Annotated in this window: 19 protein-coding genes; 1 reads left to right on the top strand and 18 read right to left on the bottom strand. The window is 67.6% G+C overall.

Translation table 11 applies throughout. The features are described 5' to 3' along the window. Position 1: 1 nt before the first annotated feature. The 14 genes from ispD to QMK61_RS07180 all read right to left on the bottom strand — a co-directional run bounded on the left by ispD (position 2) and on the right by QMK61_RS07180 (position 11993). Positions 2-691, bottom strand: coding sequence for a 2-C-methyl-D-erythritol 4-phosphate cytidylyltransferase (ispD, locus tag QMK61_RS07245; RefSeq protein ID WP_302071484.1), 690 nt, complete (start codon positions 689-691; stop codon positions 2-4). Position 692: 1 nt separating this feature from the next. Then, entirely contained in the window at positions 693-1019 is a 327-nt protein-coding gene (gene ftsB / locus QMK61_RS07240; protein WP_302071482.1) for a cell division protein FtsB, read from the bottom strand. 16 nt (positions 1020-1035) lie between these two features. After that, entirely contained in the window at positions 1036-2349 is a 1314-nt protein-coding gene (gene eno, locus QMK61_RS07235; protein WP_302071480.1) for a phosphopyruvate hydratase, read from the bottom strand. A 71-nt stretch (positions 2350-2420) separates the two neighbouring features. Further along, on the bottom strand, positions 2421-3254 hold the full coding sequence (gene kdsA, locus QMK61_RS07230; RefSeq protein WP_302071479.1) for a 3-deoxy-8-phosphooctulonate synthase: 834 nt from the start codon (positions 3252-3254) through the stop codon (positions 2421-2423). Positions 3255-3405: 151 nt separating this feature from the next. Next, the gene (locus tag QMK61_RS07225; protein WP_302071478.1) at positions 3406-5079 is read right to left on the bottom strand and encodes a CTP synthase; all 1674 of its coding nucleotides are present in this window, start codon (positions 5077-5079) and stop codon (positions 3406-3408) included. Between the two features lie 178 nt (positions 5080-5257). Beyond that, complete coding sequence (gene cyoD / locus QMK61_RS07220; protein WP_302071477.1) at positions 5258-5605, bottom strand: cytochrome o ubiquinol oxidase subunit IV; 348 nt, start codon at positions 5603-5605, stop codon at positions 5258-5260. Further along, entirely contained in the window at positions 5605-6231 is a 627-nt protein-coding gene (gene cyoC / locus QMK61_RS07215) for a cytochrome o ubiquinol oxidase subunit III (RefSeq protein WP_302071476.1), read from the bottom strand. The genes cyoD and cyoC overlap by 1 nt, the downstream gene beginning before the upstream one ends. Positions 6232-6234: 3 nt before the next feature. Further along, positions 6235-8250, bottom strand: a complete 2016-nt coding sequence (cyoB, locus tag QMK61_RS07210; RefSeq protein WP_302071475.1) for a cytochrome o ubiquinol oxidase subunit I — start codon at positions 8248-8250, stop codon at positions 6235-6237. A gap of 4 nt (positions 8251-8254) precedes the next feature. Continuing rightward, positions 8255-9190, bottom strand: coding sequence for a ubiquinol oxidase subunit II (cyoA, locus tag QMK61_RS07205; protein ID WP_345783623.1), 936 nt, complete (start codon positions 9188-9190; stop codon positions 8255-8257). A gap of 374 nt (positions 9191-9564) precedes the next feature. Then, a complete protein-coding gene (locus QMK61_RS07200) occupies positions 9565-9900 on the bottom strand; it encodes a hypothetical protein (protein ID WP_302071474.1) in 336 nt (111 codons plus the stop codon). Positions 9901-9937: 37 nt separating this feature from the next. After that, positions 9938-10399 carry a hypothetical protein gene (locus tag QMK61_RS07195; RefSeq protein WP_302071473.1) on the bottom strand — a complete coding sequence of 154 codons (462 nt, stop codon included), beginning with the start codon at positions 10397-10399 and terminating at the stop codon, positions 9938-9940. Then, positions 10383-10991 carry an RHS repeat-associated core domain-containing protein gene (locus QMK61_RS07190; RefSeq protein ID WP_302071472.1) on the bottom strand — a complete coding sequence of 203 codons (609 nt, stop codon included), beginning with the start codon at positions 10989-10991 and terminating at the stop codon, positions 10383-10385. The genes QMK61_RS07195 and QMK61_RS07190 overlap by 17 nt, the downstream gene beginning before the upstream one ends. Further along, positions 10988-11713, bottom strand: a complete 726-nt coding sequence (locus tag QMK61_RS07185; RefSeq protein WP_302071471.1) for a transglutaminase family protein — start codon at positions 11711-11713, stop codon at positions 10988-10990. Before QMK61_RS07185 ends, QMK61_RS07190 begins: the two co-directional genes overlap by 4 nt. After that, on the bottom strand, positions 11655-11993 hold the full coding sequence (locus QMK61_RS07180; RefSeq protein ID WP_302071470.1) for a hypothetical protein: 339 nt from the start codon (positions 11991-11993) through the stop codon (positions 11655-11657). The genes QMK61_RS07185 and QMK61_RS07180 overlap by 59 nt, the downstream gene beginning before the upstream one ends. A gap of 179 nt (positions 11994-12172) precedes the next feature. Between QMK61_RS07180 and QMK61_RS07175 the strand changes: the two genes are divergently transcribed. After that, positions 12173-13978 carry an aminopeptidase P family protein gene (locus QMK61_RS07175; RefSeq protein WP_302071707.1) on the top strand — a complete coding sequence of 602 codons (1806 nt, stop codon included), beginning with the start codon at positions 12173-12175 and terminating at the stop codon, positions 13976-13978. Positions 13979-13997: 19 nt separating this feature from the next. Here QMK61_RS07175 and QMK61_RS07170 read toward each other — a convergent pair whose 3' ends face one another. From QMK61_RS07170 to QMK61_RS07155, 4 genes are read right to left on the bottom strand one after another with little or no spacing between them, the layout of a single operon-like run. Then, positions 13998-14948, bottom strand: a complete 951-nt coding sequence (locus QMK61_RS07170; RefSeq protein WP_302071469.1) for a fimbrial protein — start codon at positions 14946-14948, stop codon at positions 13998-14000. A 44-nt stretch (positions 14949-14992) separates the two neighbouring features. Further along, positions 14993-17755 (bottom strand): fimbria/pilus outer membrane usher protein, encoded by a 2763-nt coding sequence (locus tag QMK61_RS07165; RefSeq protein WP_302071468.1) that lies wholly within the window; start codon positions 17753-17755, stop codon positions 14993-14995. 37 nt (positions 17756-17792) lie between these two features. Beyond that, positions 17793-18536: a fimbria/pilus periplasmic chaperone gene (locus tag QMK61_RS07160; protein WP_302071467.1), complete on the bottom strand. Its 744-nt coding sequence runs from the start codon at positions 18534-18536 to the stop codon at positions 17793-17795. Positions 18537-18595: 59 nt separating this feature from the next. Then, entirely contained in the window at positions 18596-19162 is a 567-nt protein-coding gene (locus tag QMK61_RS07155) for a fimbrial protein (protein WP_302071466.1), read from the bottom strand. Positions 19163-19477: the final 315 nt, after the last annotated feature.

Raw genomic sequence — 19477 nt, 5'->3', positions numbered from 1 at the left:
TTCATGTCGTCCTCGCGAGCAGGAATTCGGCCAACGCGAAATCCGCCGCCGTGGTCACCTTGATGTTGTCCTCGGCGCCCTCGACCAGCAGCGGCGCGTGGCCGGCCAGCTCCATCGCCATCGCCTCGTCGCTGACCTGCACGCCGCGCCGCGCCGCGTCCCGCAGGGCCCCGGCCAGTGCGCCGCGGCGGAACATCTGCGGGGTGAAGGCGCGCCAGCGCCGGTCGCGCGGCTCGGTGCGCTCGCTGCGGCCTGCCTCGTCCGCATGCTTCAGCGTGTCGCGCAGGGGGGCGCCGAGCAGGCCGCCTTCCGCGGCGCCGGCCCGTTCGATCAGTCGGTCGATGTCGGCCAGCCGCACGCAGGGACGCGCGGCGTCGTGCACCAGCACGAAGTCGCCCTCGCCCACCGCCGCGGGCAACGCGTCGAGCCCGGCCAGCACGGAGTCGCAGCGTTCGGTGCCGCCGATCGCGGTGCGCACCGGCTTGCCGCCGATCGCGAAGGTGCCCGGCCAGCGCCCGTCATGCGCACCCAGCACCACCATCAGGCCGGCGATGCGCGGGTGCGCGGCGAGGCGCTGCAGGGTGTGCTCGATCAGCGGCCGGCCGGCCAGCGGCAGGTACTGCTTGGGGCAGTCGCCGCCGACCCGCGTGCCGCGTCCCGCCGCCGGCACCACGCACCACAACCCGGCCATCTCAATGCCTGCCCGTGCCGTCGTCGACCGGCGGCGCAGTAGCGCTGGCGGCCGACTTCGGCACCACCTGGTAGAACGTCTCGCCGGGCTTGATCAGGCCCAGCTCGGCGCGCGCACGCGCCTCGATCGCCTCGTCGCCGTGCTTGAGGTCGTGCACGTCCGCCTCCAGCGCCTGGTTGCGCTGGATCAGGCGGGCGTTCTCGTCCGCCTGCTTCTTCACCTGTGCGCGCAGGCTGGCCACCTCGGGCATGCCGCCGTGCCGCGACCACAGCTTGACCTGCAGGCCGAGCAGCAACAGCAGCAGCAACAGGGCGATCCAGCGCAGCATGCGCGTGCGGCCCGGCTCAGCCCGGCAGGTGGGCCAGGTTGGGGAAGGCGTCGCGGCCGGCGTAGCGCGCCGCCGAGCCCAGCGCCTCCTCGATGCGCAGCAGCTGGTTGTACTTGGCGATGCGGTCGCTGCGGCACAGCGAGCCGGTCTTGATCTGCGTGGCCGTGGTGGCCACCGCGATGTCGGCGATGGTGCTGTCCTCGGTCTCGCCGGAGCGGTGCGAGATCACCGCGGAATACTTCGCCGCATCGGCCATCGCGATCGCTTCCAGCGTCTCGCTCAGGGTGCCGATCTGGTTCACCTTGATCAGGATCGAGTTGGCGATCTTCTTCTCGATGCCCTCGCGGAAGATCGCCGGGTTGGTCACGAACAGGTCGTCGCCGACCACCTGCACGCGCTCGCCGATGGCGTCGGTGAGCAGCTTCCAGCCGTCCCAGTCGCCTTCGGCCATGCCGTCCTCGATGGTGACGATGGGATACTGCCTGGCCCAGCCGGCCAGCAGCTCGACGAACTGCTCGGAGCTGTACTGCTTGCCTTCGCCGGCCAGGTCGTACTTGCCGTCCTGGTAGAACTCCGAGCTGGCCGCGTCGAGGCCGAGCAGGATCTCGGCGCCGACCTTGTAGCCCGCCTTGCCGACGGCCTCGAGGATGGTGTCGATCGCCTCGACGTTGGAGCGCAGGTCCGGTGCGAAGCCGCCCTCGTCGCCCACCGCGGTGTTCAGGCCCTTGCCCTTCAGCACGCCCTTCAGCGCGTGGAAGATCTCGGCGCCGGCGCGCAGTGCCTCGGAGAACGTGGGCAGGCCCACCGGCAGGATCATGAACTCCTGCACGTCCACGTTGTTGTCGGCATGGGCGCCGCCGTTGATGATGTTCATCATCGGCACCGGCAGCGCGCCCGGCTTGCCGGTGGTGCCGTTGATCTCGGCCAGGTACTGCCACAGCGCCAGCTTGCGCTGCGCCGCCACCGCGTGCGCGGCGGCCATCGACACGCCGAGGATGGCGTTGGCGCCGAGCTTGCCCTTGTTCGGGGTGCCGTCGAGCTGGACCAGCTTGGCGTCCAGGCCGCCCTGGTTGGCCGCGTCGTAGCCCTTCAGCGCGCTGGCGATGGCGCCGTTGACGTTGCCCACCGCGTTCTTCACACCCTTGCCGCCGTAGCGCGCCTTGTCGCCGTCGCGCAGTTCCACCGCCTCGCGCGAGCCGGTGGAGGCGCCGCTGGGCACCAGCGCGCGGCCGAAGCCGCCGCCCGCCAGGGTCACTTCGGCTTCCAGCGTGGGGTTGCCGCGCGAGTCGAGGATTTCACGGGCGTGGATGCGGGTGATGGCAGTGCTCATGGCGGTCCTGTGGGTTGGGTGGGCGAAACGGGAAGATACGCAAAAACCGGCGCGGCGGGTGGCCGCGCCGGTCAGGTCGACTGTTCTAGGAAGCCACGCCGCTTGGTCACGGCATCCAGCTCCATCAGGGTTTCCAGCAGGGCTTCCATCTTGCCCAGCGGCCAGGCGTTGGGGCCGTCCGACAGCGCCTTGTCCGGGTCCGGGTGCGTCTCGGCGAACAGGCCGGCCACGCCCGCCGCCACTGCGGCACGCGCCAGCACCGGCACGAACTCGCGCTGGCCGCCGGAACTGGTGCCCTGCCCGCCCGGCAACTGCACCGAGTGGGTGGCGTCGAACACCACCGGGCAGCCGGTGTCGCGCATCGCGCTCAGCGAGCGCATGTCCGAGACCAGGTTGTTGTAGCCGAAGCTCGCGCCGCGCTCGCACACCAGGATGTCGTCGTTGCCCACGGCCCTGGCCTTGGCCACCACGTGCTTCATGTCCCACGGTGCCAGGAACTGGCCCTTCTTGATGTTCACCGGCTTGCCGGCGCGCGCCACGGCCTGGATGAAATCGGTCTGGCGGCACAGGAAGGCGGGCGTCTGCAGCACGTCCACCACCGAGGCGACCTCGGCGAACGGGGTGTACTCGTGCACGTCGGTGAGCACCGGCACGCCGACCTGGCGCTTCACCTCGCCCAGGATGCGCAGCCCCTCTTCCATGCCCAGCCCGCGGAAGCTCTGGCCGGAGGAGCGGTTGGCCTTGTCGAAGCTGGACTTGAAGATGAAGTTGACGCCGAGTCGGCCGGTGATCTCCTTCAGCGTGCCGGCGGTGTCCACCTGCAGTTGCTCGGACTCGACCACGCAGGGGCCGGCGATCAGGAACAGCGGACGGTCCAGGCCGACTTCAAAACCGCAGAGTTTCATGGGTGTTTCCTGTTCAGTCGCTGCACTTCGATGCCCCTCGAACCGCCATTCCAGCGCAAGCGGGAATCCACGTTCTTAGGGCCGTCCAAAGCACATTGGATTCCCGCTTGCGCGGGAATGACGGCCACCTGCACGGCACCGGGGCGACGACTCATGCCGTCGCCTTCGCCACCGCCAGCTTCTCGCCGTCGCGTACCGCCTTGTGCTCGCGCGCAGCGCGCACGAAGCCGATGAACAGCGGATGCCCGTCGCGCGGTGTGGAGGTGAACTCCGGATGCGCCTGGCAGCCGAGGAACCACGGGTGCTGCTGTTGCGGCAGCTCGACGATCTCCACCAGCAGGTCGTCCATCGACTTGCCGGAGATCACCAGGCCCAGGTCCTCGAACGACTGCCGGTAGCGATTGTTGAACTCGTAGCGGTGACGGTGGCGCTCGCGCACCACGTCCTGGCCGTACAGCTCGCGCGCCAGCGTGCCGGCCTTGAGCCGGCATTCCTGCGCGCCCAGGCGCATCGTGCCGCCGAGGTCCGAGCGCTCGTTGCGCTGCTCCACCTCGCCGCTGGCGGTGGTCCACTCGGTGATCAGGGCGATCACCGGGTCGGGCGTGTTGCGGTCGTTCTCGCTGGAATCGGCCTCGGCCAGGCCGCCCACGTGGCGGGCGAAATCCACCACCGCCGCGTGCATGCCGTAGCAGATGCCGAAGTACGGCACGCCGTGCTCGCGGGCGTACTTCGCCGCCAGCACCTTGCCCTCGAAGCCACGCTTGCCGAAGCCCCCGGGTACCAGGATCGCGTCGGCGCCGCCGAGCACCCTGGCGGCGCCCTCGGCCTCGACCTGCTCGGAATCGATCCACTGCAGGTTGACCCGGGTGGCCTGCTTGATGCCGCCGTGGCGCAGCGCCTCGCCCAGCGACTTGTAGGCGTCCTTGTGCTCCACGTACTTGCCGACGATGGCCACCGTGACCTCGTCCTTCGGGTGCTCCACCGCATCCACCGTGCGCTGCCAGGCGGACAGGTCGGCCGGGCGGGCGTCCAGGCCCAGCCGCTTCACCACGATGTCGTCCAGGCCCTGCTGGTGCAGCCACAGCGGCTGCTTGTAGATCACGTCCACGTCGGCGGCGCTGATCACGGCGTTTTCCGGCACGTTGGTGAACAGCGCGATCTTGCGGCGCTCGCCTTCCGGCAACGGCTCCTCGCAGCGGCACAGCAGCACGTCCGGCTGGATGCCGATCGAGCGCAGCTCCTTCACCGAGTGCTGGGTGGGCTTGGTCTTGATCTCGCCGGCGGCCTTGATGTACGGCACCAGGGTCAGGTGCATGAACAGGCACTTCTCCGGGCCGTGCTCGATGCGCAGCTGGCGGATCGCCTCCAGGAACGGCAGCGACTCGATGTCGCCCACCGTGCCGCCGATCTCCACCAGCGCCACGTCGAAGCCGCGGGTGGCCTCGTGGATGCAGTGCTTGATCTCGTCGGTGATGTGCGGGATCACCTGCACGGTGGCGCCGAGGTAGTCGCCGCGGCGCTCCTTGCGGATCACGCTCTCGTAGATCTTGCCGGTGGTGATCGAGTTCTTGCCGGTGAGGCGGGTGTGGACGAAGCGCTCGTAGTGGCCGAGGTCGAGGTCGGTCTCGGCGCCGTCGTCGGTCACGTAGACCTCGCCGTGCTGGAAGGGGCTCATGGTGCCCGGATCCACGTTGATGTACGGATCGAGCTTCATCATGGTGACCGAGAGGCCACGCGCTTCCAGGATGGAAGCCAGCGACGCCGCGGCGATGCCCTTGCCAAGCGAGGACACCACACCGCCGGTGACGAAAATCAGGGGGGTCATGGGATGCAGCCGTGCTGGAAAGTCGCATTTTAGCGGCAGACGGCCTCCGCCGCGAGATGCTGCGCCGGCCCGGGTTCAGGCAGGCGCCCGGCAGCCTGCCGCCAGGCGCCCGAACGAACGAAACCGGCGGCCCCCTCGCGAGGGCCGCCGGCAAGGCATCTGGCGATGGGAAGCGACCTCAGCCGTGCGACATCCCCGGCATCATGTAGGCGTTCATGTTGTGCAGCACCCACAGCGAGCCGACCACCACGATGGCGATGAACACCAGCGCGCAGGCCGCCACCATCAGGTTCTCGCGCTGCTCCGGCGCGATGCCCATGTGCAGGAAGAAGCCGAGCTGCACCAGCACCTGCGCCACGCAGAACACCATCAGGCCCGGCACGATCAGGTGGTGCGGCACCAGGCCGGTCATCACGCAGCCGAACGACAGCAGCGTGAGCACCAGCGACAGCCCGAAGCCGACCAGGTAGGACTTCAGCGTCCCGTGGTGGCCGCCGTGGGCGGCCTGTTCATGCGCATGCGACATCACAGCACCCCGTGCAGATAGACAAAAGTGAACACGCAGATCCAGATCACGTCGAGGAAATGCCAGAACAGGCTGAGGCAGGACAGCCGGCGCCTGACGATGCCGTCCAGGCCGTGGCGACGCACCATGTCCAGCATCACCGCGATCCAGGTCAGGCCGCAGGTGACGTGCAGGCCGTGCGTGCCGACCAGGGTGAAATAGGCCGACAGGAACGCGCTGCGGTCCGGGCCGGCGCCCTCGTGGATCAGGCCGGCGAACTCGTGGATTTCCATGCCCACGAAGGCCGCGCCGAACAGGAAGGTGACCACCAGCCAGGCCAGCACCCTGTTGCGCCGGCCGGCGTGCATGTTCAGCATCGCCATGCCGAAGGTGAAGCTGCTGACCAGCAGCAGCATCGTCTCGCCCAGCACGTACTTCAGGTCGAACAGCTCCTTGCCGGTGGGCCCGCCCGCATAGGCGTGGGCCAGCACGGCGAAGGTGGCGAACAGGCCCGAGAAGATCAGGCAGTCGCTCATCAGGTAGATCCAGAACCCCAGCAGGGTCCTGGAACCGTCGTCGTGGTGGGCGTGGTCGGCGTCGTGGCCGTGGATGGCGATGCCGCCGGCGGTAATCGCGGAACTGGTCATGGCTTAGGCTACCCTCTGTTCGGACGAGGCCACGTCGACGCGGTCGATCAGGTTCTTCAGCGGCACCAGGCGGGCGCGCTCGATCCGCTCGACCTCAGCGGCCGGCACGTAGTAGTCGACGTCGCGGTCGTAGGCGCGGGCGACGAACGAGGCCACCATGCCCACCAGGCCCGCGATGGCCAGCCACCAGATGTGCCACACCAGGGCGAAGCCGAGGACCGTGCCGAAGGCGCCCATGAACACGCCCACGCCGGTGTTGCGCGGCATGTGGATGTCCGCGTAGTGCGCCGGCTGGCGGTAGGCGGTGCCGCGCTCCTTGTCCGCCCAGAACTGGTCCAGCTGGTCGATCTTCGGCAACTCGGCGAAGTTGTAGAACGGCGGCGGCGAGCTGGTCGCCCACTCCAGGGTGCGGCCGTTCCACGGGTCGCCGGTGAGGTCGCGGTTCGCCTCGCGGTTGCGCACGCTCACGAAGATCTGCAGCACGGTGAAGAAGATGCCGGCCATGATGATCGCCGCGCCGACGAAGGCCACCACGAAGTACGGCTGCCACGCGGCGTTGTCGTAGTGCTGCATGCGGCGGGTGGCGCCCATCAGGCCGAGCACGTACAGCGGCATGAAGGCGACGTAGAAGCCCACCAGCCAGCACCAGAACGACCACTTGCCCCAGCGCTCCTCCAGCTTGAAGCCGGTAGCCTTCGGGAACCAGAAGTTCAGCGCGGCCAGGCAGCCGAACACCACGCCGCCGATGATCATGTTGTGGAAGTGCGCGATCAGGAACAGGCTGTTGTGCAGCACGAAGTCCGCGCCCGGCACCGCCAGCAGCACGCCGGTCATGCCACCGATCACGAAGGTCACCATGAAGCCGATCGTCCACAGCACCGGCACGGTGAAGCGGATGCGGCCGCGGTACATGGTGAACAGCCAGTTGAACACCTTCACGCCGGTGGGAATCGAGATCACCATCGTGGCGATGCCGAAGAACGCGTTGACGTTGGCACCCGAGCCCATGGTGAAGAAGTGGTGCAGCCACACCAGGAACGACATCACGCCGATCGCCACGGTGGCCCACACCATCGACTTGTAGCCGAACAGCGGCTTGCCCGAGAAGGTGGAGATGATCTCGGAGAACGCGCCGAAGCACGGCACCATCAGGATGTACACCTCCGGGTGGCCCCACACCCAGATCAGGTTCACGTACATCATGGCGTTGCCGCCGAGGTCGTTGGTGAAGAAGTGCATGCCCAGGTAACGGTCGGCGCCGAGCAGCGCCAGCGCCACGGTCAGCGCGGGGAACGCGGCCACGATCAGCACGTTGGTGACCAGCGCGGTCCAGGTGAACACCGGCATCTGCATCAGGCGCATGCCCGGGGTGCGCATGCGCAGGATGGTCACGACGAAGTTGATGCCGGAAAGCGTGGTGCCCAGGCCCGACAGCTGCAGGGCCCATATGTAGTAGTCCACGCCCACGGTGGGGCTGAACTTCAGCTCCGACAGCGGCGGGTACGCCAGCCAGCCGGTGGCCGAGAAGTCGCCGATGAACAGCGACAGCATGATCAGCACCACGCCCGCCGCGGTGAGCCAGAAGCTCAGCGAGTTCAGGAACGGGTACGCCACGTCGCGCGCGCCGATCTGCAGCGGCACCACCAGGTTCATCAGGCCCACGATGAACGGCATCGCCATGAAGAAGATCATGATCGTGCCGTGGGCGCTGAAGATCTGGTCGAAGTGGTGCGGCGGCAGGTAGCCCTGGGCGCCGGCCGCGGCCAGCGCCTGCTGGCCGCGCATCATGATCGCGTCGGCGAAGCCGCGCAGCAGCATCACCAGCGCCACGATGATGTACATGATGCCGATCTTCTTGTGGTCCACCGTGGTGAACCACTCCTTCCACAGGTAGCCCCACTTGCCGAAGTAGGTCACCGCACCGAGCAGGGCCGCGCCGAGGACCAGCACCGCCGCCAGGGTGCCCATCACGATGGGCTGGTCGAATGGGATCGCCGAAAGGGAAAGCTTGCCGAACATGGGTTTACTCCGCGGCCTTGGCGTGGGTGGGATGCACGGGGGCGACGGCCATGCCGGCCATCGCGGGCATGGCTTCCATCGGCTGGCCGGCGGCGGCGGTGGCCGCATGCGGGTGCAGGATGTGCTCGAACATGCCCGGCGCCACCGAGCCGTAGTACGTCACCGGCACGCGCTCGCTGGGCTGCTCCAGCACCTGGTAGGCGGCCACGTCCAGCGCGGCCGGCGCAGCCTTGGCCTGGCGGATCCAGTCCTGGAAGCCCTGCTCCGAGGTCGCCACGGCCTTGAAGTGCATGTCCGAGAAACCCGCGCCGCTGTAGTTGGACGACAGGCCCTCGTAGCTGCCCTGTTCGCGCGCGATCAGGTGCAGCTTGGTCTGCATGCCCGCCATCGCGTAGATCTGGCTGCCCAGGCGCGGGATGAAGAACGCGTTCATCACCGAGCCGGAGGTGATCCTGAAGTTCACCGGCGTGTCCACCGGGAACGCGATCTGGTTGACGCTGGCCACGCCGTAGTCGGGGTAGATGAACAGCCACTTCCAGTCGAGCGACACCGCCTCGATGGTCACCGGCTTCACCTGCGACACCAGCGGACGGTACGGGTCCAGCTTGTGCGTGGACGTCCAGGTGATCCAGCCGAGGATGGCGATGATCACGCAGGGGATGCCCCACATCACCGCCTCGATGGCGGTGGAGTGCGACCACTTCGGCGCATACGTGGCCTTGGTGTTGGAAGCGCGGTAGCGCCACGCGAACCACAGCGTGAGCGCGATCACCGGCACCACCACCACCGACATCAGCGCCATGGCGATGTAGATGAGCGAACGCTCATGCATGCCGACGTCGCCGGCGGGCGACAGGACATCCAGGCGACAACCGCCAAGCAAAAGGGCGGCACTTGCGCACAGCCAGCGCAAGCAGGCAACGAGGGGACGCTTGTTCACGAACAACCCTTGAACGGACCAACGGGAGGATGTGCCGGGGGGAAACGGCGGCGCATAGCCTAACGATGCGGCGCACCAAAAGACACGGGCCGAGACACAATGCCGCAGCCGCGCGCTCAGGCACCGGAGCGGATCTACAGCGAGATCCACTGCTGCTGTAACGCGGCGGCCATCACCATGTTTGCCGACTGCAGGCCGGCGGGCTGGTCGAACATGCCGGCGTTCGCCACTTGCTCCACCATCATGTGGTGCATGGGAGAAAGGTGCTCCGTGTAGCCGGGCGCCTGCCTGCGGTCGATCAAGAACAGGTTTTGCAGAGGCAGGTAGTGTGGCGAGCCAGTGCAGAGACGCACTGTCACGGGTAGCTACTACGGTCAGGGCGAAAGGACGTGGTCGGTATGCATTACGTGCCCGCTGGCATCAAGTTCCACAGACCATGCCTCACCAACCAGGCCCAACTTGTTGAGATACCACAGGCGTTGGACGCACGGCGCCTGGCATTCAGGTAGACCGTATTTCGCCAAACGGTTACTCGCTGTCTCCCGGTCAGAAGGCTCACCCATCGCGGCAATTACCTGCTGCTCGGTGTCACCTTCTTTCACCTGAGCGAAGCCACGATCTCGTTGGTGCGAAATTGCACTGCAAGCCCCAATGTAGAGCAAGGGAACCAAGATAACGCTCACCACGATGATCTTGGCAGTTGTGCTCATTGACGGGATTCGAAGCCTAGTAACAGGTTGAGCAGATTCATTTGCTCTTACAGCGCATGAGCGCATCGCCAACTTGCCGAACTAGGTGGGCGTTAGACCGACCATCGTCCGCGCTCACCAAGATCAGGATTTGATCGCCCGCAGCACGGTCATATCCATAAAGTCGAACCAATCCGTGGCCATTGGCACGAGTTGACTCCGCAATGAATTGGAGTCGCAATCCCAGTTCGCGCGGCACATATCTGGTTTTGTCGCGCCGTATGTTCATCCCTGGCGGGATGTCTGGGTGTTGCCCTATATAGATAGTGGCAATTGCCTCTTGACTGTGGGCATGGATGACATCTGCGTCAATGCCCGAGTTCAGATTAAATGTGACGCCCTTGATAGTCTTAGCGCACAAATCAAAGGGGGCGCTTAACGTGACCGTTCGCGCTTGGCAGCCTAACGTAATGCTGCACAACAGCACGCTTAACGCAATACGTTCAATGAAGATGAACATTTACGGGGCTCGTGAGGATGGCTCTAATGAGATCGGCATTCGGTGTCGCGTTAGTGTAGACTGGATCCATCGTTGTGAAACTATCAGGCATGTCGGGTAGTCCGAGAAGATGGCCAGCCTCATGTCCATAGTCCAAGCCATTGATACGACTAGGTTGTGCAAACCATTTACCGTGCGTGGAATCACCGCAGACACGAGAAAGCCCTAGGCTGTCATGCGATCCAGGCGCAATCTGAATGTGGTTCACATCCATTCCAGTCATATTGGTGGCATCGATCACCATGGTCTCAACGTTGTAATCGCCAAACTTTCCTGTCCAAGTCTGGGTTATGCCCTGCGCCATTGCTGCTGCTTGGTCAAATGTTCCGCTCTGGAATGCAATGGGCAATAGAATTCGAATGTTATTGCCATTTTGGATGATGTAGCCGACCATGCCAAATGGATCCACCATGGTCAATGGATTGCTGTTCACGTAGGTATATGTATTGGTGCCGCCGGCTAATCCGATGGGGTCGGATTGCACGTAACGCGCGTGTGCGGGGCCTATTGTGGCAAGACATAGGAGCACTAAGCCCAAGAGTGCCTTCTTCATTGTTCCCCTCCTTGTTTCGCTTTAATGTTCTGGATCTGTTGGAGATAGGCCTTATCTTCCTCGGGTGTAGGCTGTCGCCACCCCAGGCTTTCGGCTTTGGCAAAGAGCATCTGGTTGTTGTGGCCAAGCATTTGATAGTCGGCCTGCTTATTGGCCGGGATGTCTTCCGGTCGCGGATAACGGCTCATGTAGCGCGCTTGCAGCAAGTGGTAGTAGGCCTCTCCTCGCTCCAACAGGGATGGGATATCCTTGGGGTTGTTCCTCAGTTCCAAGGCCGTCAACCCTAGTTGAAACTCCGGCGCCCTGTGGTGAGCGTAGAACTCTTCCAGCGTGTCGATCATCACACCCACACTTTCCTTGTGGCTCAATGGACGCAGGTAAATCCCCGTGAACAACGCACGTGGCTGGATGTGGAACTGGTCCACATAGCCCTGATCGCGGAGCGTACCTCCGCTGGTGGTCTCGATGTTGATCCAGATGCCATCGTCCCGGCGAAACTTCACGAAGACGTGGAGAGGCGCGGTGGCCAGCGTCACGTCCAAGCCGAGTTTCTGCCCCAAGATGACGTAGAGCAGGGGCATGGACACGCAGTTGCCCTTGCGGGTGTCGAGGTAGGTCGAAAGCAACTTGTTCTGGATGTTTTTGCCCAGCGGATCGTTGAAGTCATAGGTAAACGGGCGGTTGTCGTTCCATGGGCCCGCCTGGTACAGCGTAGTGTTCAACGCCACCAGTTTCTGCAGGTTCGTAGCGCCAAACGGGACGCGCCCGCACTCGATCCGCCCACACATCCAACTCTTTCAGAGTAGTGGCTTGGTTGACCGTCGGATCAATCATCCGCTCAATCGTTACCTCGGCGCGGGCGAGATCAATCTGGCCATCAGGCGGTTGTAACAGCAAAGTGAGCGTGTGGAGGTTGGGGTCCTTGGGCAGGACAATACCTACTGATGAGCCAGCAACGCCCGTGAGCGACACGGCCCAGGCAATCGCCACGATCCACTTCATTCCCCTGTGACGCATCCTGCTCTCCTACGTCCACTGTTTCACAGATTACCGCTGGCGTTTCCATGCAAGCAACCGCAACCCTAGTTGCCGTCTCGGGGATTCTCATTTCCCAATGCCATTGCGGCATTTTGACGCCAAAAGCCGGGGTTGCAGGCATGACTCGCTGCTACCATGCGCGCATGAACGCCACCGTCCCCGCCCGCCTCGCCGCCCTGCGCCACGCCATGCAGCAGCATGGCGTGGCCGCCTGCATCGTCCCCAGCGCCGACCCGCACCTGTCCGAATACCTGCCTGGGCACTGGCAGGCGCGGGCCTGGCTGTCCGGCTTCGACGGCTCGGCCGGCACCCTGGTGGTGACCGCGCAGCACGCCGGCCTGTGGACCGACTCGCGCTACTTCTCGCAGGCCGAGAAGCAGCTCGACGGCAGCGGCTTCGCGCTGATGAAGCTGCGCGTGCCGCACACGCCGGAACACCTGCTGTGGCTGGCCGAGCGCCTGCACGACGGCGACGTGGTCGCGGTGGCCGGCGACAGCCTGCCGCTGTCCGCGCAGCGCCAGATGGAAGCGGTGTTCGGCGAACGCGGCGCGCGACTGCGCACCGACCTGGACCTGCCCGGCGCGATCTGGACCGACCGCCCCGCCCTGCCCCGCGCCCCGGTGACCGAGCACCCGCCCGCCTACGCCGGTGCCACGCGCGCCGACAAGCTGGCGCGCCTGCGCGCTGCGATGCGCCGGCAGGGCGCCAGCCACCACCTGTTGTCCAGCCTGGACGACATCGCCTGGCTGACCAACCTGCGCGGCAGCGACGTGGAGTGCAACCCCGTCTTCCTGGCCCACCTGCTGGTGCCGGCCGAGGGCGGCGCCACCCTGTTCGCCGGCCGCGGCAAGTTCGACGACGCCCTGGTCGCGCGGCTCGCCGCCGACGGCATCGCCGTGGCCGACTACGCCGCGACCAGCGACGCCCTGGCCGACCTGCCCGCCGACGGCGCGCTGCTGTACGACCCCGCCCGCGTGGTCGCCGCGGTGGCCGCCGCCATCCCGGCGCGGACCAAGCGCGTCGAGGCCGCCAATCCCAGTACCGCGTTCAAGGCGGTGAAGAGCGCGGACGAGCTGGACCACATCCGCGAGGTGATGCGCCGCGACGGCGCCGCGCTGGCCGGCGCGTTCCGCGAGATCGAGCAGCAGCTCGCCGCCGGCAAGCCGCTCACCGAGCTGGACGTGCACCGCCTGGTGCACGCCGCGCGCGCCGCCCAGCCCGGTTTCGCGGGCGAGAGCTTCGCCACCATCGCCGGCTACCAGGCCAACGGCGCGCTGCCGCACTACCGCGCCACGCAGGCATCGCACAGCGCGCTGAAGGCCGAGGGCCTGCTGCTGGTCGACTCCGGCGGCCAGTACCTGGGCGGCACCACCGACATCACCCGCGTGCTGGCGCTCGGCCCCACCACCGCCGAGCAGCGCCGCGACGCCTCGCTGGTGATGAAGGGCATGATCGCGCTCAGCCGGGCGCGCTTCCCGAAGGGCGCCAGCGGCCCGCAGCTCGACGCGCTAGCGCGCGCGCCGCTGTGGGCGGCCGGCTGCGACTACGGCCACGGCACCGGCCATGGCGTGGGCTACTTCCTCAACGTGCACGAGGGGCCGCAGTCGATCCGCCCGCCGGTAGCCGGCGGCGCGCTGGTGGCGCTGGAACCGGGCATGGTCACCTCGATCGAGCCGGGCCTGTACAAGCCCGGCCGCCACGGCATCCGCCACGAGAACCTCGCCGTGGTGGTCGAGGCCGACCGCACCGAGTTCGGCGACTTCCTCGCCTTCGAGACGCTGACCCTGTGCCCGTTCGACCGCCGCGCGCTCGACCTGCAGCTGCTGGGCCCCGACGAGCGCGCCTGGCTGGACGACTACCACGCCACCGTGCGCGCCGCGCTGGCCCCGCTGCTGAAGGGCGCCGACCTGGCCTGGCTGGAACGGCACTGCGCGCCGCTGGGCGGCTGAACGCGTCCGCCGCTACTGGTTACTGGTAGTCGATGGTGAAGGTGGCGATGCCGTCGGCCACGCCGGCGGCGACCGTGCTGCCGGTCTGGTAGTAGCGCGCCTTGAACGGCACCTGCAGGGTGCCGGGACCGGCCGGGCTGCTGCCCGCGCCGATGTCGCTGCCGTAGCTCACCGGCTGGCCGTCGCGGGCATCCAGCAACTGGATGCCGACGCCCTGGGCCGCCTGGCTGCCCTGGGTGATCTGCAGCACGCCCGGGCTGTTCGACGGATCGGGCGTGGCGTCCATCCGCACATACACGCTACCCGGGCTCTGCTGGCACTGCAGGCTGATGGTGAAGTCCCGCTCCGCCGCGGTGGTGCCGACGCCATGGAACTGCGCCTGCGACACGTTGCCGAAGTTCACCGCGATGTTCTTCGAGCCGGCGTCGACCGAACACGATGGCGAGACGATGGTGATGCCCTCGCCTTCCACCCAGGTGGTGAGCAGCGGGTGCGCGGGATCCGAGGCGAGGTGGTAGCTGGAGTACTGGCCCGCCACCAGCGGCCCGCTGCCGGTCGTCGGCGCGGTCTTGACCAGCTCGACGATGAAGGTGCTGGCGTCCAGGGTGTAGCTCGCGTTCGCCTGGGCGGTGAAGGTGGCCGGATACACCATCGTGGTCGAGGCGTTCGCGGTCTTGCGCGACATGCGGATGCCGACGCCCGCCACGCCGGTGGTGTACACCTTGCCGTAGCCGGGCACGGGCTGGCCCTGCACCACGTTGGCGTACACGGTGGCGCCGCCGCTCGAGTCGCAGCTCATCACCGTGCCGGGCTGGCTGATCTGGGTCTGCCAGGTGGTGATGATGGCGCCCACCGGCAGGTCGCCGGGGATCACCACGCGGCCGAGGTTCATGTCGACGTGCGGGTCGCGCCAACTGGGGTTCATGCTGCATGCCGCCCATGCCGAGGGCATCGCCAGCAGCAGGAGCATGGCCGCCAGCCATGGAAACAAAGCGGTACGCGGCAATCGGGAGATCATGGCGGACTCGTCGGCCTGGAGAGGGAGGTTGCGGGTGCATCGCCTTGCGGGCGGCACGTGGCGTCGAGGCGGTCGTAGTAGGCATGGCCGTCGCGCGGCGGCAGCGCGTAGTCGATCCGGCACTGCTGGCCAGGCTGGTCGCCCCACTTCACGCGCAGGCTGCCGCGGTCGGCCAGGCCGCGCAGGAACAGCCGGCTGGCCTGCCCGACCACGCCCACGTCCTGCCCCTGCTCGTCCAGCACGTCGGCGCCGAACGGCAGCGGACCGCCGTGCGCGTCGCGCGCCTCGATCAGCGCCGAGCGCCCCTGGTCGGTGTGGAACACCACCTTCACCACCGCGCCCGCATACGGCGCCACCTGCTGGCTGGTGCTCTGCAGCTGGACGTCGGTGGCGGTGCCTTCCGGGTCGAGCTGCACCGTGTTGTAGCGGTACGGGATGAGGTACGGCACCAGCGCGTAGCCGTTGCCGTCCACGCGCACGCCGGCGTAGTTGGTCACCCGCGCGCCCTTGGCGCCCTTCGCCTCGACCAGCGCCATGGTCTCGCCCTGCTGCGGGCTGAAGGTGACCCCGCCGGCATGCACCACCAGGGCGCCATTCGCACCGACCGAGGCCTGCCGATAGCCCGAGCCCTGCGCATAGGAGGCGCTGAGCGTGCTGTACGGGCTGCGGTACTGCGCATTCACCGCGCCGCTGCCGCCGCTGCGGGTGTCGTCACTGGCGGTGGCGCCGTAGCTGAATTCGTCGTCGCGGCCGGCGCTGCCGCTCACGCCCAGCTGGCTGGTGCCGTAGCCGCGGTCGCTGTGCGCGAACAGGCCGTTGAGCGACGGCGCGTGCGCCTCGTGCCCCAGCGGCAGCGAGAAATTCAGGAAGTACCGCGTCTCGCGCCGGCCCAGCGCGTCGCGCGTGCGCGAGCCGGACAGTGTATAGCTGAGGCTGCCGACGTGGTTGGTGTAGCCGGCCTGGTACTGGATGTCCGCGCCGGGCGCGTTCCAGTAGTGCGCCAGCGAACCGGTGATGTACAGCGCGCCGGCGCCGCCCAGGGTCTGGTTCAGGGTCAGCTCGAAGCGGCTGCGCTGGCGGCGGATGGCCTGGGTGCCCAGGCCGCGCCGGTCCAGGTCGCGGCTGAGCAGCGCATCCTGCAGGCCCAGGTAGCCCGCGGTGGAATAGCGATACGCCGCCACCGAGAAGTTCGTGCCGGTGCCGGCCAGGAACTTGCTGTAGCCGAGCTTCAGGCTCTGCCCGGCGGAACCGCCCTGCCCCGGCAACTGGGTGTGCGCGTGGGTGAGGTCCAGCGCGAAGGCGCCGGCCCGCGTGTTGAAGGCCGCGCCCGCCAGCACCGCGCCGTAGCCCTGGCTGAACACCACGCCGCCGTAGCCCGTCACCAGGTTGGTGAGGCCGCGCTGGTAGGTGCCCTGCAGCAGGTACGGATGGCCGTGCAGGTAGGTGTCGCGCACCTGGCCCACGGTGACGCCGTAGCGGCCGATGCCCGGCCGCAGCAATTGCGCCACCGAGGAATACGGCACGGCGAAGCGATGCCGGCTGCCGTCGGCCTCGGTGACGGTCACCTGCAGGTCGCCGCCGTAGCCGGTCGGGTACAGGTCGTCGATCTCGAACGGCCCCGGCGCCACCGTGGTCTGGTAGATCAGGTAGCCGTTCTGGCGGATCTCCACCCGGGCGTTGCTGGCCGCCACGCCACGCACCACCGGCGCGTAGCCGCGCAGCGAATCGGGCAGCATGCGGTCGTCGGAGGCCAGCCGCACGCCGCGGAACGAGACGGTGTCGAAGATCTCGCCGCTGGTGCTGGACTCGCCCACGGTGAGCTGGCTGCGGATGCCCGGGAAGTTGCGCTGCGCGTAGGTGGCGATGTCCTGCCAATGCCGGCCGCCGCCGCTCTGCCAGGTCAGCGACGAATCGTGGCGGAACTGCCAGTCGCCGATGTTCAGGCCGGCGTTGAGGCCGAGGTAGGCGGAATCCTGCACCACGCGCCGCCCGTGCACCGGCGGCGCCAGCGGCGTGCCGTCCGGACCGATGACGCGGCCGTCGGCGCCGAACACGCTGCCTGGCGGGATGGCCATGCCGTCGAGGGTGCTGCCGGCGGGTATCGCGGCGCCGGTCGCGACCGTGCTGCCGTCCGGCGCGAACACGCGGCCGTCGCCGGTCACGTCGCCGGCGTCGCTGCGCATGCGGAAGGCGTTGAAGGCGTAGCCGAGGATGCCGGCGGTGACGCCGCGGTCCCAGTAGCGCGGCGCCACGTAGCCGCGCGCCCTGCGGCGCATCGCCGCCTGCGGCACGCCCAGATCCAGGCGCAGCTGAGAGCCGTCGTAGCTGGCGGTCGCGTCGGGGATCCACTGTTCGATGCGCCTGCAGTTTCCCTGCCGCGCCGTCGCCCCGGCCAGCCGGGACGTGTCCACGCCATAGCGCTGCAATTGCGCCGTGTCGAAACAGGGATGCGCGCCGCCGCGCGCGCCGTCGCCGCGGAACCGCACGTCCTCGTTGCCCACGCGATCGCCGTTCACGTAGACGTCCACCGGGTAGACGCCGGGTTGCACCGGGTTGCCGCGCTCGAAGCGCGACAGGTCGACGTGCCGCGTGCCGCCCATCAGGAAGGCGCTGTTGAACGAAGCCTCGGCCGGCTCGACGGCCGCCGTCGCATCCGCCGCCGCGGCCGCGAACGACGTCGCGCCCAGCGCACCGGCGATCAACACCGCCAGCGGGCGCTGCCAGAGTGCATGGGGGGCGTGGATCGGCTGTCTGCTCACGGGTCAGGGTCCATTCCTGGGGTGGCGGCGGGCGCCGTCAGGGCGCCGGCACCGCCTCGTGCGGCACGTCGGCGCCGTAGTCGTTGATCGAGGTGAACTCGACCCGGGCGCCGGGGGCCGGTGCCGCCGACAGCCCGTCCAGCGGGAACACCGCCTTGGCCATCGGGTCGACCATGCCGCCCCTGCCGTGGCGATAGTCGCGGCCGCCCGCCGACAGGCCGATGCGGCTGAAGGAAACGTGGTAGGGCGTGGGGTTGTCGCACTCCAGCGCGTAACCGTGTCCGTCCGGCGCGGGCACCACCCGCCAGCGCAGCTGGTCCGGCGCGTCGTTGGCCCTGCCCGGCAGCTTCGGCGGCCGGAAGAACACCTTGAGGCGCGAGCGGAACGCCAGCTGCAGGTAGTTCTTCCCCGCCTCGCCGCGCGGCGCCGGCGGCACTTCCAGCACGTTCAGCCAGAACACGCTTTCCCGGTCCCGCGGCAGCGGGCCGCCGGTGTACATCAGTCGCAGCGTCTGGCCCTTGTGCGGGTCGATGCGGAAGATCGGCGGCGTCAGCACGAACGGCGCATCGCTCTTGTCCGGCGCCACCTTGGGGTTGCCGCCGTCCAGCCAGGCCTGCACCAGCGAAGGCGTGGCGCCGTTGTTGGTGAGCTGGACGGTGACCTCGCGCGCCTGGCCCGGATAGATCACCCGGGTGCCGCTGACCACCACGTCCGCGCGGGACGGCAGGGCCAGGCACGCGGACAGCACGAGGCCCGCCGCGAATTGCAGCAATGGTTTCATCGATGGGTTTGCCCTGGGGCCGCGGAAGGCGGCCGGCACGCGCCGGCCGCCCGGTTCCGTCAGTTGTAGACGAGGGTGTAGTTCACCCGGCTGGCGACGCTGCCTTCCGTCGCGGCGCCGTTGTAGGCCACGTACTGCACGTAGTAGTTCAGCGTGGCCGCGCCGCTGGAGAGCGCGACGCTTTCCGAGCCCGAGCTGTCCGCGCCGGCGGTGGTCGCGCCGACGTGGATCTGGCTGGTGTCGCCATTGAGCAGCGCCAGTTCGACGTTGGTGGCGGCGTTGGCGCCGCTGTCCACGATCAGCTGGCCGGTGGCCAGGTCCACGCTGGTGCCCGGCTCGAAGTAGGTCGAGACATTGCCGTTGGCCGGCGAGCAGTTGCTCAACCCGATGGTGAAGGGCGTGCGGCCCGCCCACGAGCCGGCCGAGGCCAGCGTGCTCTTGGACACGGTCGGCAGGGTCACGGTGAAGTCCTTGCCGCCGGTGCCGTTGCCGTTGATGTCGCAGGTCTGGCCGGTGATGTCGCCGTTGAAGGTGATGGTGCCGTCGGCGGCGCGGGCGGCCATCGGCGACGCCAGCAGCGCCGCAGTCGCCACGACGAGGGTGGAAGCGAGAATCGAGATTTTCACTGGTATTTCCCTATGAATGCCATGTATTGGAAAACGCAGGGGATGATTTTCTATGGCACCCGGCCATGCGCCGCATCGCGACGCATGCAAAAGCCACACCCCTGTCCGCGCGGATCGGGAGATCCACGCCCGGTCATTAACCGGCGACGGCACATTAACGTGATGCAACTCACAAAATGAACCAGACGATTCCGGAATTGCATGGCGTGGAGAGATAAAAAAAGGTTCTTCTCCCAATCGAGGGAGAGGCGCACGGCCGACCCGGCAGACTTGCTGTTCTCTAGGCAACAAATCGGGGACGGCCGTGGCCGACGG

The sequence above is a fragment of the Fulvimonas sp. R45 genome (assembly GCF_030504985.1).
Classification (GTDB): domain Bacteria; phylum Pseudomonadota; class Gammaproteobacteria; order Xanthomonadales; family Rhodanobacteraceae; genus Rhodanobacter_A.
Note: the sequence above shows the minus strand (reverse complement) of the source record. Positions and strands in the feature narration are given on the sequence as shown.

Excerpts from the sequence above, each read along its gene's own strand:
- QMK61_RS07190 (WP_302071472.1), bottom strand. The coding sequence starts at position 10,991 with ATGAAGAAGGCACTCTTGGGCTTAGTGCTCCTATGTCTTGCCACAATA.
- kdsA (WP_302071479.1), bottom strand. The coding sequence starts at position 3,254 with ATGAAACTCTGCGGTTTTGAAGTCGGCCTGGACCGTCCGCTGTTCCTG.
- ftsB (WP_302071482.1), bottom strand. The coding sequence starts at position 1,019 with ATGCTGCGCTGGATCGCCCTGTTGCTGCTGCTGTTGCTGCTCGGCCTG.
- QMK61_RS07160 (WP_302071467.1), bottom strand. The coding sequence starts at position 18,536 with ATGAAACCATTGCTGCAATTCGCGGCGGGCCTCGTGCTGTCCGCGTGC.
- cyoB (WP_302071475.1), bottom strand. The coding sequence starts at position 8,250 with ATGTTCGGCAAGCTTTCCCTTTCGGCGATCCCATTCGACCAGCCCATC.
- QMK61_RS07225 (WP_302071478.1), bottom strand. The coding sequence starts at position 5,079 with ATGACCCCCCTGATTTTCGTCACCGGCGGTGTGGTGTCCTCGCTTGGC.
- QMK61_RS07170 (WP_302071469.1), bottom strand. The coding sequence starts at position 14,948 with ATGCTCCTGCTGCTGGCGATGCCCTCGGCATGGGCGGCATGCAGCATG.
- QMK61_RS07200 (WP_302071474.1), bottom strand. The coding sequence starts at position 9,900 with ATGAGCACAACTGCCAAGATCATCGTGGTGAGCGTTATCTTGGTTCCC.
- QMK61_RS07180 (WP_302071470.1), bottom strand. The coding sequence starts at position 11,993 with ATGAAGTGGATCGTGGCGATTGCCTGGGCCGTGTCGCTCACGGGCGTT.
- QMK61_RS07195 (WP_302071473.1), bottom strand. The coding sequence starts at position 10,399 with ATGTTCATCTTCATTGAACGTATTGCGTTAAGCGTGCTGTTGTGCAGC.
- cyoC (WP_302071476.1), bottom strand. The coding sequence starts at position 6,231 with ATGACCAGTTCCGCGATTACCGCCGGCGGCATCGCCATCCACGGCCAC.
- QMK61_RS07175 (WP_302071707.1), top strand. The coding sequence starts at position 12,173 with ATGAACGCCACCGTCCCCGCCCGCCTCGCCGCCCTGCGCCACGCCATG.
- ispD (WP_302071484.1), bottom strand. The coding sequence starts at position 691 with ATGGCCGGGTTGTGGTGCGTGGTGCCGGCGGCGGGACGCGGCACGCGG.
- eno (WP_302071480.1), bottom strand. The coding sequence starts at position 2,349 with ATGAGCACTGCCATCACCCGCATCCACGCCCGTGAAATCCTCGACTCG.
- cyoD (WP_302071477.1), bottom strand. The coding sequence starts at position 5,605 with ATGTCGCATGCGCATGAACAGGCCGCCCACGGCGGCCACCACGGGACG.